This window comes from Exiguobacterium profundum, from assembly GCF_042652865.1.
In the GTDB taxonomy this organism is placed as follows: Bacteria; Bacillota; Bacilli; order Exiguobacteriales; family Exiguobacteriaceae; genus Exiguobacterium; species Exiguobacterium profundum.
The window spans coordinates 100,731-113,789 of sequence record NZ_JBHSHG010000004.1 but is presented as its reverse complement, the minus strand read 5'-3'; the positions used below and the strand labels follow the sequence as shown (position 1 = coordinate 113,789).

The window sequence follows — 13,059 nt, the reverse complement described above, 5'->3', positions numbered from 1 at the left end:
TTTTCGTAAGAAACGTTGTCAGATGATGGCTGGTTCGGGATAATAGAGAAAAATTGATAAAGTTGAGGATCATAATGATGAAAGATGAACAACATTTATCGCGTGTCGAACGTAGAAAGCGCGAATTAGAACATCAAGAAATCGAATCGTCTCGTGTGGACCACGGTGAAACGGACGAGCCCTCTATACGTGCACAATCTGAACAACAGCGTGAACGGGTAACACGCCAATCAGAACATCCCTTTTTAAATGAACAAACCCAAGAATCGCCAAGGACGAAAAATGGGACGGCAAAGTCAAGTCGGAAACGACTGCCCCGGGTTTCATTATTTTCGAAACGGAAATCATCTCGACCAAAATCTCGACAGACGACGAAACCATCAACACCATCAACACCATCTACCCCTGCTAAACGAGAAATAGATCATTCGTCTAAACAACCATCGAAACGAAAGCGTAAATGGAAGGGGAAAGCTGCCCTTTTCTTACTTGCAATGCTACTGATTGTTGGATATTTTGCGACTGCTCCATTTACATTCCTCATTATGGGGAGCGATGCGCGAGTAGGAGAATCGTTGTCGGGATCTCGTACGGACTCCTTGCAGTTGATGGAATTCGTACCACGCTCTGGTACTGTTCAGAATGTATCGATTCCACGTGATACGTATACAGCGATTCCATGTGAGCCTGAACGGGAAGGTGATAAAATCACGCATGCGTTCGCGTTCGGAGGTGCAGAGTGTACGATTGGTGCCGTGGAAGGGCTGACCGACGCCTCGGTCGATGGACAGGTCGTCATCACGTTCGAATCATTCATGGAATTGATTGATTTGATTGGTGGGGTAAATGTCACGGCAACGCATTCGTTTAGCGAGAAAGGGTTCAACCAGACGTATGAGTATACGGAAGGTGTTTCCTATGCGATGGATGGAGACATGGCATTGGCGTATGCGAGACATCGTAAATCGGATACGGATGGAGCACGTTCGAATCGTCAAACGGAGGTCATGACAGCTGTCGCTGAAAAACTGGCAAGTCCTTCAGGATGGACAAAAATTCCGGCGACGTATCGCTTCATGAAAGAAGAAATGGGACTTGAGATGAACGTCTTGCAAATGGCATCTGTCGGATTGACGATGATTTCGAATCCTGAGGTGAATAAGATGCAAGTCGAGGGTCAAGATGCTTATATCAATAACGTGTATTACTATGAACCGTTAGAAGAGAGCGTGCAGGCGATTCGAGACGCCCTTGATTTATCTGTCTGGGGTACTGTCAGATAATTTTAAGAAAAGGGTTTGATTCTGACTTGAAAGAGGAAATTTAAACAAATGAACTACTCTTTTGAGGAGGGAAATTTGAATGAAAGTTTTAGTCATTGGAGCAACAGGAAAGATCGGGAAACGTGTATTGAAAAGCCTGGCGAAAACCCATCAAGTGACCGCTTTAATTCGTTATCCTGAACTACAAGCAGAGTACGAGAAAATGGGTGCACACGTATTGACGGTTGATGTCGAGACAGAACTCGAGAAGAAAGTACATGAGGCGACAAGTGGACAAGATGCCGTTATTATCGCGGCAACTGCTGGCGCGGATGGTTCGAGCACTGAAATTGAACTGCTTGACCGAAACGTTGCGATGAATGCCATCGATGCCGCTAAGAAGGAACGGGTACGTCATGTTGTCTTACTCAGTGCCTATGGCGCTGATCAACCGAACGCTGCACCGAAAGAACTCTTTAACTTTCTGTCAGCTAACAATGCCGCTGACGAGTATATCGAACATAGCGGTTTGAACTATACGATCATTTGCCCAGTGACCATTGTTGATGAACCGAGTAAAGGTTCAATCGAAGCATCAGAGGACTTGAGTGATGCGGATGGTGCGACGATTTCCGAAACCGATGTCGCGACTGTCATCGCAGCGTCTCTCGACAACCGAGGTCTGTACGGTCGCCGAATCGAAATCAAGTCTGGTAGCACACCGATTAATGAAGCGCTCGACTTTGAAGGGCGTGGAGAGGTTGCGAACGGCGGAAGAACGACATTACGTCGACCACAACGATCATAATGAGTTGAGGAGAAGATGATATGGAACGGAAACTTTATAAAGACCCAAACAATAAAATGATTGCTGGTGTTTGTTCAGGGCTTGGAAACTATCTAGGGGTGGACGTCACCATTATGCGAGTCCTATTCGTGGCGATGGCGCTTCTCGGTGGCCCGGGACTCCTCATTTATATCATTCTGGCACTCATCATGAAAAAGCCGGTGTCAGAATATGAAGCCGAACAAGACGATCGCTTCTAAATCAAAAATCAATCCGACAAGACGTCGGATTGATTTTTTAGTTTTCCATATATAATGTATAACTCGCTTCGAACGTTTCGTTTGGTGGGAGGAGTTGGATCCCTTCTTTGTGTAGGAAATCTTTTCGATGGCCTTTATAATCCGCATGTCCGAACCAAGGTTCCAAACAGACGAACGGAGCGTCTTTCTGCGGCGGAGACCAGATGCCGAAATGCGTGAAAGAGGGACTCTCCATCACGATGGCTGCACCGGTTGGTTGATGTCGGAGTGCAGCATACTCAATTTTCTCAAAAATGAGTGCATCGTCGTCAAATAACGACCGAGTGAGGGGGATATACTGACGCTCTCCGAGTGGTTGATACGCGCCTGTTAAATAAGGGCCCTCGAGCAAATAGCGATCGAGGGAGCGGATTTCGCCGAAATCGATCACGTAGTCTTCAAATGTCCCGCCCATGAACGGAATATTGAATGCAGGATGACCACCGATGCTAAACGGTAACGTCGTTTCGCCCGGGTTATGGACGCGATACGTCACAATCACTTCTTCGCCCACAAGTTGATAGGACACGGTCAGTGTGAATGGGAATGGATAGTGTTGACGTGATTCCGATGTATCGTTCAATGTGAAGCGGACCGACGTGGCAGTCGAAGATTCGACCTCGAACATAGCGTCCCGAGCGAATCCGTGTTGACTCATCGTATAGGTGTTTCCCTCATATACATATTGATCATCGAGCAATCGACCGACAATCGGGAAGAGGATCGGGGCTTGTCGTCCCCAATAGGTCGGGTCCCCTTGCCATAAGAGTTCAGTTCCGGATACTTTCCAACTCGTCATCTCAGCACCTTGTGCCTTTAAGGTTATCTGTATTTTCTCGTTTTGAAGTTGCACAATCCATACGCTCCTTTACGGGTTTATGATAAGTTAAGTGTAGAAATCTTAAGTAAAACAAACAAGGGGTAAATGATGCGCTTACAAAGAATTGGTATTGGAACGCTGATCCTTCTATTGATTGCTGGCCTCGCATATAAAGGCTACGAGGAATATATGATGACACAAAAGAAAGAAGAAGCGGTTCCGATCGTCCAAAATGAATCGGTATTAGGAGGACTTGAAGTGGGGCAACAAGCCCCGGACTTCACTTTGAATACGTTAGATGAGGAGAATTTGACCCTTTCTGAGTTCCGAGGACAGCCGGTCGTCATTAACTTCTGGGCCTCTTGGTGTCCGCCATGCCGGGATGAGTTTCCTGAACTCGTATCGTTTGAAGAAGCGACAGGCATCCCAGTACTTGGCGTGAACGTCACCAAAAATGAGCGACGAGGAAAAGAGGACGTGGAGGCATTCCTAGATGAGTATCCCGTTGATTTTCCGATTTTGCTAGATGAAGAGGCCGCTGTCGAGCAACAATATCGTGTTGTCGCATTACCGACAACGTACGTTCTAGATGCAAAAGGGATCATCGTGGCGAAAAAAACGGGTCCGGTAGACGAGGCGTGGCTTCAGCAACAAATCGACGACATCTCAGAATGATTCATTCGAAAAAAAGCTGAACGAACTGCCCGGTTAGAGAGGGCAGATTGTTCAGCTTTTATAGTGTTGCTTGATCAATGCGTCAAAGTTAGGGGTCATATCTTCTTCAAGATAGTAATGATGGTTGTCTCGAATGATTGTATCACCAACACGTGCTTCGGATGGTAGGAATCGTCTAGGGATGAAACTTGAGCCGTTGTTCCATCTCAATACGGCATATTTTCCCTCGATTCGTACCAATGTACCGTACTTAATCATACCTCTTCCTCCTCGACGAGCAGCTTCTGTCTCTTTTTATCCTTACATCATGTATTCCCAAATTCCACAAAAGCTACACATCTTTACACATGTCTGTCTAATCACTATAGGGACGTTGTATCAAAAAACGATAGAGGTTAAATGCGGGAAATGTGAAGGAAGTTTGAAGAAAACGCTTTCTTTTTTTGAAATGGTCTTTTATAATGAAACCACGGGGTGATTATGACGAAACTGTGAACAATGGGGGGATGGTCATGTTTTCTTCTGCAATGATTGGGTTACTCGCTCTGACGGGAGTAACGATCTATGGGGTTGACCGTATGTTCACGGTCCGCTCAGAACGCGTCACTAAGAAATAGGTCTACATAGGGGGAAATCGCAACGTCTTGGGGAGACGTTGCGATTTTTTTATACGTCTTGTTGACGAGACCGACGATCGGTCTCTTTTTGTTCCACCATCTTTCGATTCCGCTCATGAACACGGTCAAAAAAAGCGTGCTCTGGCCATGCGGAGGACCAATGACGTTCTTCGGGGAGTGCCAAGATATATTCTTCCGCCGCACTCAATCTCTCAATCATGTGACTCCGGCTGTCGCACAAATCGCCGTGCCCTGGTACGAACCAGCGAATCTCATGTTCGTAGATGAGTGATTGCAAGGTTTGTAACGTGTCGAGATAGGCGGTTGGGTCGTGTTCGATAAAAGGTGGCTCGACATTAGACCCATAATCTCCACAAACGAGAAGATTCATGGATTCGATGAGAACCGACATATGTGTCGCGTCATGGCCCGGTGTAGAGAGGAAGGTCACGGGCACTGAACCGATTAAAAGCGTTTGATCGGGTTGGATGACCAGGTCGATGTCCGGTTTTTGAATCGGGTGATCAATATAATATTGTTCATAAAACTCGCGAATCTCATTTAATTGGTCAGATGAGTCTGCATCGACGAAAGCCTGTGAGGCAATCGTTGTGGCATCTGCAAAGCCGTAAGCTCCGATGATGTGGTCAAAATGATGATGTGTGAAGATGACATAAAGCGGCCGATTCCGACGGTGTAATTCGATGTCACGACGGATTGTCGCAATTTCTTCGGGGAGCCAGGTCGGGTCAATCAACAAAAGGGCATCTGGTGTATCGATGAGGGTCGATGTCGTTCGCATCAACGCGCTTTCGTATACGGTAAAGGATTGCAGCTTCGCTTGAATCAATGGAGTTCCTCCTTGTCTGTATGGATTCAATCACTCTTTTCCCCAAAACAATAGACGGAACAACAAAAAAGCAGAAAGTCGTGTGACTTTCTGCTTTTTGCAAGGTCTCAACCGTGCAGTGTATGTGTGCGAGATACTCTCGCGTATATGTCGATATTGGAGCGGGTGAAGAGAATCGAACTCTCGTCATCAGCTTGGAAGGCTGAGGTTTTACCATTAAACTACACCCGCATCAAAGAAAAAATATGGAGCGGGTGAAGGGAATCGAACCCTCGTCATCAGCTTGGAAGGCTGAGGTTTTACCATTAAACTACACCCGCGAAACGTATTAACTCTTAACGTTACTTTGATATAATAGCATATACGATGGAATTTGCAAACCCTTTTTTAAAAAAACTTTTTAGGTTGCAGAATCCTATTCACAACGCAGATAATAGAAAAAAGGGGAGAAATGAAATATGAGTGAGCGAAAATCATATTTACGACTGATGGGTGAAGGGTTTCGAATGTTGAAACAATCGAAACAAACGAACACGACGGTGTCTCTCCGAAGTTGGACGTTTTCGATCCATCATGAACAAGAATGGCAGGTTGTGTTACGAACGAATCGAATCAAGTGGGTCGGATTACCAAGTATGACGTTTGAGATTCATCCGGATATGATTCAAATAGGAGATCTTCGAGTCACCCGTCACGCACAATCGAACGAAGTACGTTTGACAATCGATGAAGAATGGGGATTGGAAAATAAGGTTGTTTGTGACAACCTAGAATGGGAAACGTTCGTCGATGCGCTCAAACAAGTGAAGGGGGAGTAAGCGTGAGTGGAGAGAGGTTGTATCGGATGGAAGCCGAGGCTCGAGGGAGTGCTTGGCGTGCCCGGGTTCTAACAGGAATTCAACGATTTCGATTTTATAAAGGGGAATTGCTTGCACCGACAAACCGACCGTATGTCGTGTTAAGCATCTCGCAAGATGAAGGAGCCCTGCCAGATTTAATTGAGACCGATATGGGTATCCTCTTGATCCATGAGCGGGTGGGACCTATCTTTATGAATGTCTGTCCGTATGACGTTCAGCTCGTTCGTGTCGAGCTTCATACGAGTACCGGGAAAACCGATCGTTACTGTGCGCTGAACGTCCTCCGCCGCTTTGAAATCGAATACCTTGAACATTCAAACGAATATCGTCCGCTGAGTGCGGATCGACTCTATTTCCTATCCAATCAAACTGTCCGCATGAACTTATTTGGACATATGATCGCCCAAGACGTAAATAGCCAACGTCTTTACGTGACCGAACGCTTGAAGTACGCGCTTCAAGCTAAAATGGTCACAGGGCTGGCATTCAAGCAAGTAAAGGAGAAAACAGCATGAAAGAGTACGAAATTGATGGGTGGTTCCGCCTGACGTATCCGGAACATTATGAATACAGCGAAGAGGAAGACTATGTGAGTTTTTACTCGACGGAAGCGGATGCGCAAGGGACGCTTCAAATCTCAATCTATGAATCAGAAGATTCGCAAGAACCAAAACAATCCGCTATGAGCGAATTGAATACGTTCTTAGGCGAATTTCCGATTGATGTAAAGATTGCTCCAAGTGTCACGACTGAAACGAGTGATATGACAACGGCCTACGCAAGTGGGATTGAAGATGGGATGCATTTAGATGTATGGTCCTTGACCGATGGGAAACGGCTCTTATTCTTAACTTACGTAGCCGATCAGGTGACCGATGAAAAGATGGAAATCGAGTCCATTATCGATTCGATTGAGTGGACATAAAAGGAGACACGACGCCAACGAGGCGCGTGTCTCCTTTTTTACTGATATTTTGGTACATCGAAGTTGAGTGTGTAAGCATCAAGTGATTGATAGATATTATAGATGCTTGTCGTTTGTTTTGCGGCCCATCCGATATCCGTTGCATATTGGTGCGTTCCTGGTGAAGAAGGATTGAAGCGCATCTTATACAGCGTATTTTGTTTATATGTCGGGTGATTGATATAGCTAGCCCCAATCCAGTAAGCTCCTCCGATAATCGCTTCTTTAGGAGAGAACCACTTTTGTTGGAAGGCGTATTTGGCGCCGTTTCCAAGAGGGTTGCTATCTGTTGCTTGAATACCGTACATATTATAGACGGTTGCGGCAACAGGACGTTCCGGATAAATCCGATTCCCACTCGAGTTAATTAATGCATTCCCATCTTTATCGACAGGAACTCCTTTTGCGAGAAGGGATGTACCATGTCCAGTTTCAAGGATGGCATGCGAGAGAAGATACACTTCGTTCACGCCATACATACTAGCCGCATCAACGAATGCCTGACCTTGTCCGCTGAGCGTTCCTTTTGATGTGAGGACCTTGTTCAATGTTGTCGCAGTTGTCCCAGCGCTCTTCGATAAATCTAAGAATTGATAGAATGATCGAGAGTTTGCATCAATCTGGCTAGGATCGACGTATGGAAGAAGATCATCAACTGATGCACGACGCCAAGTGTTATCAAAGACTCGGATATTGTGTCCGGCCGGTCGTTTATACGAAATCGTATAGTATGTGCCGGATTGACCTGTAATCGTAACGGTTTCGCCTGTATTAATTTGACCGTACGCATGAGATGTTAAAATTGGACGGCTCAAAATGTTGGCGGTTCCGACGACTGAACTTGGTGTCACGTAACCGGTCATCGTGCCGTATTTTACTTTATACCAAACGGTTGACCCGGAAGTATAACGGTCAACGTATTGAATTGACGCACCATATGGAATGGTGACGAGCGAGGACGAGCTTGAAGAGGCTGTCATCTTCAAAGCGGTTCCTAACCCTGAGACAACAGTCATCTCAGATTTCACAATCTTTCCTGTCGATCCGTTGACACTTACCCAAGCACGAGGTAGGTAGGCTTCATCGTATCGATGTGCATCCGTTTGGGCGAATTGAGCCACTTGACGGTCTGCCATCTGACGAACTGTCATCGGATAACTAGTATACGAAACTTTTTTCGTGATACCTGTCGCAGGTGGGGTCGTTGTGACAGGTACGACGTAATCGGTATGAATATAGTTGCCGCTATACGTACCACTTGTAAGAAGTGCCCAGTCTGAACCGACAATTGGTTTGATGTTGACAATCGTTCCCGTACTTAACGTTCCGACTTTATTTGCTGTTGTCACTTCAGGCGTCGAACGAACGTTGAGTGGCTCGTTCCCATCTACATAGATACGAACTTGACGTTCTTCTTCGTATTGTTCGTCTGACGGTACTGTTTTCGAGAAGTAATCTGCCGTCGCATAACCTGTAATCGGACCGTATTCGATTTTAAAGAATCGTTCCGTGAGACCAGGTTCCGACACTTGTTGAACTTTCGTGCCGAATGGAATGACCGCAACCTTCACTTTTTCAGCATCCGAGCGGTTGTATAAAACGACATCACGCGTTGTATAATAATCTGTTTTCACCACGACCTCTGGATCTTTTAATGAAAAGTGACTAGAACCTGCATATCCTGTTTTTCCGTCATAGCGAATCTTGAACCAAGAACTAGAAAGACCGCTTTGTGAAAGCTGTTCTACTTTTGCACCAAATGGGATCGTGGCAATCTTCGTCGCTCCGGCTGCAGACGAACTATACATCGCTACATTTCGAATCGCAAAGTATGGTGTGATCGTCACTTCTTCAGGTGCCTTCGTTGAAAAATGACGAGCGGCAGCGAAGCCGGTGACTCCATCATATTCAATTTTGAACCAAGAGTCCGATAAGTTGGCATCCGATACTTGGACGACTTTTGTTCCTTCTTGAATCGTGCGTAGACGAGCTGCTCCGGAAGCGGATGACTCATATAACACGAGGTCTCGAACCGCATAATAGGTTGTTTTGACGACGGCTTCAGGTTTTGATGTCGAGAAGTTACGCGCGGCCGCATAGCCGACCGTGTCCCCGTATTGGACTTTATACCAAGATGAACTCAATCCGTTCACGTATACACGCTTTACTTCTGCCCCAAGTGGAATTGTTGCAATTTTTGATGCACCAGTTCCTGAACTATTGTAGAGCGCGACATTCTTCACCGCGTAATATGTCGTGACTGCTTCTGGAGCAAGCGAAGTCGCGGTAAAGTTACGTGCTGGTGCATAACCGACAAGTGAACCGTATTCGAGTTTATACCATGAACCCGTCGCGCCTAATGAATCGAGGTAAGTGACTTTCGCACCTTCTGGAATCGTTGCGATTTTAGACGCACCTGAACCGGTCGAATCGTACAAGACGGCAGTTGTCGAAGCGTAAAACGAAGGACTTGTTTCGCTGAAGTATCGTGCTGCCACATATCCTGTATATGTACCAAATTGTACTTTATACCAAGATCCTGTCGCCCCGTGAGTAGATAGATGCGTCACGAGTGATCCTTTTGGGATGACTGTTTCGATTGAAGCGGACGTTGACATGGAAGAACGAAGATTGACGTTCATTTCAGCTACATATAATGAAGCGGATGTAGTAGAGGCTGTTGTCATAGATGAACCGATTGTCAAATACGTAGAAGAAACGTATCGTTTTTGACCTTCGAAGTTGATTTGTGCCCATTCATCGTTGACGGTGTATACATCTACCGTTGTTCCTTCCGTTAATTTGCCGACGATTGAAGACGATGTCGACGAATCAGACCGTACATTTAAAATGGGTGTGTTGACTGTTCCTTCGGATGTTGCTGCATATGATTGGAGTGGTGCGAGAGTGCTCAGTATCGTTCCTGAGACAATCGTGGCTACTCCTAATCTTGAGAGTGTCGATTTCAATATGTTACCCCTTTCGGATGAGAGAGCATGATTAAATTGATTGCGGTCTAAGTATAACGTACTTAAAAAATGGAAAGAAGAAGTAGAATTACAAAAAAGGTAAATGCTTAAAATAATTTTTCTAAAATAAGGTAAATGAAAAATCCCCTTATAAAAGGGGATTAAGTAAATTAATGGATTCTGTTTTGCTTCATCCAAGCAAGAATATCTGACCATACTTGTTCGCGGTGTGCTTCACGAAGGATTTCATGTCGAGCATTGTCGTAAGTGACGACTGCGAGCTCGACATCCGCATTACGATATTTCTTAATGATTCCGTTCAACCCTTCTCCGTCATGCGTGACAGGATCGTCCATTCCGGCAACGAACAGAACTGGAAGAGACTTCGGATGTTCATGAATCCGTGCAGACGTGGTGACATCTAATGAAGCGCGTGTCACTTCATGTAAAAAACCGAGGGAAGGCAAACCGCCACAATTTGGGTCGGCGAGATAGGAGTCGACTTCGTCTGGAACACTTGAAAGCCAGTCGCTATCCGTTCGAGCAGGTAAAAACTTAAGATTATAACGTCCGAATAACAGTCGTTCAAAAAAACGAGATTGGTGTGTTTCGTGTGTTCGTTTCATCGCGGTAGCAATTAAGCGATGCCCGAGTTCGCCTGCAACTCCTGGATGAGGAGGCGGGGCGACGACGACGATTCCGGATAAGGCGTGCCCCATGACTTGACCGAGCTTTCGAACGAGAAGAGAACCGAAACTATGACCTATTAGATATGTCGGACGATCATCCTCATATTGACGGATGAGGAACTGTGCATCCTCAACAAGTTGTTGGAATCCCGTTCCTGGCGTGAGATGCCCATATGTGCGTTGGTCATGAGCGCTTGTACCCGCACCACGCAAGTCACACACAAACACATCATAGCCATTATCTGCCATAAACTGTGCAAACTCAATATATCTTTCATGATGTTCGAGCATCCCGTGAAACATGAATATTTTTCCAATCGATTGCTCTGCCTGAACGTGCATCACTTCTGTTTGATACCCGTCAGGATACGTCAACTCCGATACGATCATGTGTCATCCCCCTATTAGAAAAGGCCGATTGCTTTTCCGGATTCGTCAATTCCCATATTGAGAGCTGCTGGATGTTTCGGTAACCCAGGCATCGTCAACACGTTGCCTGTTAAGGCGACGAGGAATCCTGCTCCCACTGAAGGTTTTAATTCGCGAACAGTGATGGTGAATCCTTGTTGATAACCGAATTTTGAAGGGTCGTCTGAGAGGGAGAACGGTGTCTTCGCCATACAAATGGGAAGGTCCGACCAGCCGTTCGCCTGAACATCTTGCATTTGCTTTTGTGCTTTGGCGGTAAACACGACGTCTGCAGCACCATATACTTCTCTCGCAATGGTTTTAATCTTTTGTTCGATCGAATCGTTCAACTCATACAGAGGCGTAAGTTTGCTTTCGTTCGACTCGACGGCGTCAATGACCGCTTCGGCTAACTGTCGACCACCAAGTCCGCCGTTTGCCCATACTTCGCTGAGCGAAGCACGAATACCGTGTGCCGCACACCAATCAAGAACGGTTGCAAGTTCCTCTTCTGTATCTGAATTGAAACGGTTCAATGCGACGACCGTAGGTAGTCCGAGTTTTTTCATCGTATCGATATGTTTGGCGAGTAATTTCAATCCTTCTCCGACTGCACCGACATTCTCGATGTGAAGCTGATCTTTTGAAACGCCACCGTGCATTTTTAAAGCGCGAACGGTTGCGACGAGTACGACCGCATCCGGATTCAAATCACCGACTCGAGATTTGATATGACAGAACTTTTCTGCCCCGAGATCGGCACCGAACCCAGCTTCCGTCACCACATACTCCCCAAGCTTTAATGCAGTCTTCGTTGCAATCAATGAATTGCATCCGTGCGCGATGTTTGCGAACGGTCCGCCGTGAACGAGTGCAGGCGTTTGTTCGAGCGTTTGGACGAGGTTCGGTTTAAAGGCTTCCTTCAACAGTAACGTCGCCGCCCCGGCCGCCCCGATTTGTTCTGCCGTGATTGGTTCTTTTTGATGGTCATAGGCGACTACGATTCGCTTGATGCGTTCTTCGAGGTCGTCCAATGAATCGGCCAGACAGAGAATCGCCATGATTTCCGAAGCGACGGTAATATCAAATCCGTCCTCACGAGGGACTCCGTGAGCAGGACCACCGAGACCGACCGTGACATGACGAAGTGCGCGGTCGTTTAAGTCAAGGACACGCTTCCAGACGATATGTCGGACATCGATCCCAAGGTCGTTTCCTTGATGCAAGTGATTGTCAATCATGGCACTGATCGTATTATGGGCCGATGTGATCGCATGCATATCACCTGTGAAGTGGAGGTTGATGTCTTCCATCGGGAGAACTTGACTGAAGCCACCACCAGCAGCGCCACCTTTTAGACCCATCGTCGGACCGAGTGAAGGTTCGCGCAGACAGACGATTGCTTGTTTATCCAACTGGTTCAACGCTTGTCCGAGACCAACTGTCACCGTCGATTTTCCTTCACCAGCTGGTGTCGGATTGATCGCTGTGACGAGAACGAGTTTTCCGTCTTTCTGCGTTTTCACACGTTCGAGGACATCGTAAGAAAGTTTAGCTTTATATTTCCCGTAAAGATCTAGATCATCTTCATGTAATCCGATTTTTGCTGCGATGTCTTTAATCGGCAAGGTTTTGGCTTGTTGGGCAATCGTAAGGTCAGATAATGGTTTCGTCGTTGTCATTCAAAAAGTCCCTCCGTTTATCGAACGATATCTTTCTATTATCTTAAAATCATTCGGAAATTTCGGATTAAAATATGAATCAAGGCAAATCATATTTAATCCGTTCGTATTATCATTGATTTTATCATAACTCATCACGCCTTCAAATTCATTCATTCCGTTCAATATTTTCCACCC

General features: G+C 46.1%; 13 protein-coding genes and 2 tRNA genes. 7 read left to right on the top strand and 8 right to left on the bottom strand.

The annotated features are described in order from the left end of the window. Window positions 1-77 precede the first annotated feature (77 nt). The 3 genes from ACFO4U_RS13040 (at window position 78) to ACFO4U_RS13030 (ending at window position 2,309) form a co-directional block, all read left to right on the top strand. Complete coding sequence (locus tag ACFO4U_RS13040; protein WP_251131871.1) at window positions 78-1,283, top strand: LCP family protein; 1,206 nt, start codon at window positions 78-80, stop codon at window positions 1,281-1,283. Window positions 1,284-1,362: 79 nt separating this feature from the next. Then, entirely contained in the window at window positions 1,363-2,070 is a 708-nt protein-coding gene (locus tag ACFO4U_RS13035; RefSeq protein WP_074037770.1) for an NAD(P)-binding oxidoreductase, read from the top strand. Between the two features lie 20 nt (window positions 2,071-2,090). Then, window positions 2,091-2,309 carry a PspC domain-containing protein gene (locus ACFO4U_RS13030; protein ID WP_074037769.1) on the top strand — a complete coding sequence of 73 codons (219 nt, stop codon included), beginning with the start codon at window positions 2,091-2,093 and terminating at the stop codon, window positions 2,307-2,309. Between the two features lie 37 nt (window positions 2,310-2,346). Here ACFO4U_RS13030 and ACFO4U_RS13025 read toward each other — a convergent pair whose 3' ends face one another. Further along, window positions 2,347-3,201 carry an aldose 1-epimerase family protein gene (locus ACFO4U_RS13025; protein WP_196431588.1) on the bottom strand — a complete coding sequence of 285 codons (855 nt, stop codon included), beginning with the start codon at window positions 3,199-3,201 and terminating at the stop codon, window positions 2,347-2,349. Window positions 3,202-3,276: 75 nt separating this feature from the next. Between ACFO4U_RS13025 and ACFO4U_RS13020 the strand changes: the two genes are divergently transcribed. After that, window positions 3,277-3,843, top strand: coding sequence for a TlpA family protein disulfide reductase (locus tag ACFO4U_RS13020; RefSeq protein WP_251131872.1), 567 nt, complete (start codon window positions 3,277-3,279; stop codon window positions 3,841-3,843). Between the two features lie 51 nt (window positions 3,844-3,894). Here the strand turns inward: ACFO4U_RS13020 and ACFO4U_RS13015 are convergent, their stop codons facing one another. The 4 genes from ACFO4U_RS13015 to ACFO4U_RS13000 all read right to left on the bottom strand — a co-directional run bounded on the left by ACFO4U_RS13015 (window position 3,895) and on the right by ACFO4U_RS13000 (window position 5,630). Beyond that, entirely contained in the window at window positions 3,895-4,101 is a 207-nt protein-coding gene (locus ACFO4U_RS13015) for a DUF3006 domain-containing protein (protein WP_015880796.1), read from the bottom strand. A 408-nt stretch (window positions 4,102-4,509) separates the two neighbouring features. After that, a complete protein-coding gene (locus tag ACFO4U_RS13010; protein WP_196431586.1) occupies window positions 4,510-5,310 on the bottom strand; it encodes an MBL fold metallo-hydrolase in 801 nt (266 codons plus the stop codon). 157 nt (window positions 5,311-5,467) lie between these two features. After that, window positions 5,468-5,541, bottom strand: a tRNA-Gly gene (locus ACFO4U_RS13005). A gap of 15 nt (window positions 5,542-5,556) precedes the next feature. Next, window positions 5,557-5,630: transfer RNA gene (locus ACFO4U_RS13000), tRNA-Gly, on the bottom strand. Between the two features lie 138 nt (window positions 5,631-5,768). Here ACFO4U_RS13000 and ACFO4U_RS12995 point away from each other — a divergent pair. From ACFO4U_RS12995 to ACFO4U_RS12985, 3 genes are read left to right on the top strand one after another with little or no spacing between them, the layout of a single operon-like run. Further along, window positions 5,769-6,128 carry a hypothetical protein gene (locus ACFO4U_RS12995; protein ID WP_031421018.1) on the top strand — a complete coding sequence of 120 codons (360 nt, stop codon included), beginning with the start codon at window positions 5,769-5,771 and terminating at the stop codon, window positions 6,126-6,128. 2 nt (window positions 6,129-6,130) lie between these two features. Next, complete coding sequence (locus tag ACFO4U_RS12990) at window positions 6,131-6,685, top strand: hypothetical protein (protein WP_148209495.1); 555 nt, start codon at window positions 6,131-6,133, stop codon at window positions 6,683-6,685. Next, complete coding sequence (locus ACFO4U_RS12985) at window positions 6,682-7,095, top strand: DUF3805 domain-containing protein (protein ID WP_074037765.1); 414 nt, start codon at window positions 6,682-6,684, stop codon at window positions 7,093-7,095. The genes ACFO4U_RS12990 and ACFO4U_RS12985 overlap by 4 nt, the downstream gene beginning before the upstream one ends. Before the next feature lie 38 nt (window positions 7,096-7,133). Here the strand turns inward: ACFO4U_RS12985 and ACFO4U_RS12980 are convergent, their stop codons facing one another. The 3 genes from ACFO4U_RS12980 to ACFO4U_RS12970 all read right to left on the bottom strand — a co-directional run bounded on the left by ACFO4U_RS12980 (window position 7,134) and on the right by ACFO4U_RS12970 (window position 12,882). Continuing rightward, on the bottom strand, window positions 7,134-10,103 hold the full coding sequence (locus ACFO4U_RS12980; RefSeq protein ID WP_214691471.1) for an SH3 domain-containing protein: 2,970 nt from the start codon (window positions 10,101-10,103) through the stop codon (window positions 7,134-7,136). A gap of 170 nt (window positions 10,104-10,273) precedes the next feature. Then, window positions 10,274-11,182 carry an alpha/beta fold hydrolase gene (locus ACFO4U_RS12975; RefSeq protein WP_214691472.1) on the bottom strand — a complete coding sequence of 303 codons (909 nt, stop codon included), beginning with the start codon at window positions 11,180-11,182 and terminating at the stop codon, window positions 10,274-10,276. Between the two features lie 14 nt (window positions 11,183-11,196). Continuing rightward, complete coding sequence (locus tag ACFO4U_RS12970) at window positions 11,197-12,882, bottom strand: formate--tetrahydrofolate ligase (protein WP_214691473.1); 1,686 nt, start codon at window positions 12,880-12,882, stop codon at window positions 11,197-11,199. Window positions 12,883-13,059: the final 177 nt, after the last annotated feature.

Excerpts from the sequence above, each read along its gene's own strand:
- ACFO4U_RS13040 (WP_251131871.1), top strand. The coding sequence starts at position 78 with ATGAAAGATGAACAACATTTATCGCGTGTCGAACGTAGAAAGCGCGAA.
- ACFO4U_RS13035 (WP_074037770.1), top strand. The coding sequence starts at position 1,363 with ATGAAAGTTTTAGTCATTGGAGCAACAGGAAAGATCGGGAAACGTGTA.
- ACFO4U_RS13030 (WP_074037769.1), top strand. The coding sequence starts at position 2,091 with ATGGAACGGAAACTTTATAAAGACCCAAACAATAAAATGATTGCTGGT.
- ACFO4U_RS13020 (WP_251131872.1), top strand. The coding sequence starts at position 3,277 with ATGCGCTTACAAAGAATTGGTATTGGAACGCTGATCCTTCTATTGATT.
- ACFO4U_RS13015 (WP_015880796.1), bottom strand. The coding sequence starts at position 4,101 with ATGATTAAGTACGGTACATTGGTACGAATCGAGGGAAAATATGCCGTA.
- ACFO4U_RS12995 (WP_031421018.1), top strand. The coding sequence starts at position 5,769 with ATGAGTGAGCGAAAATCATATTTACGACTGATGGGTGAAGGGTTTCGA.
- ACFO4U_RS12985 (WP_074037765.1), top strand. The coding sequence starts at position 6,682 with ATGAAAGAGTACGAAATTGATGGGTGGTTCCGCCTGACGTATCCGGAA.
- ACFO4U_RS12975 (WP_214691472.1), bottom strand. The coding sequence starts at position 11,182 with ATGATCGTATCGGAGTTGACGTATCCTGACGGGTATCAAACAGAAGTG.
- ACFO4U_RS12970 (WP_214691473.1), bottom strand. The coding sequence starts at position 12,882 with ATGACAACGACGAAACCATTATCTGACCTTACGATTGCCCAACAAGCC.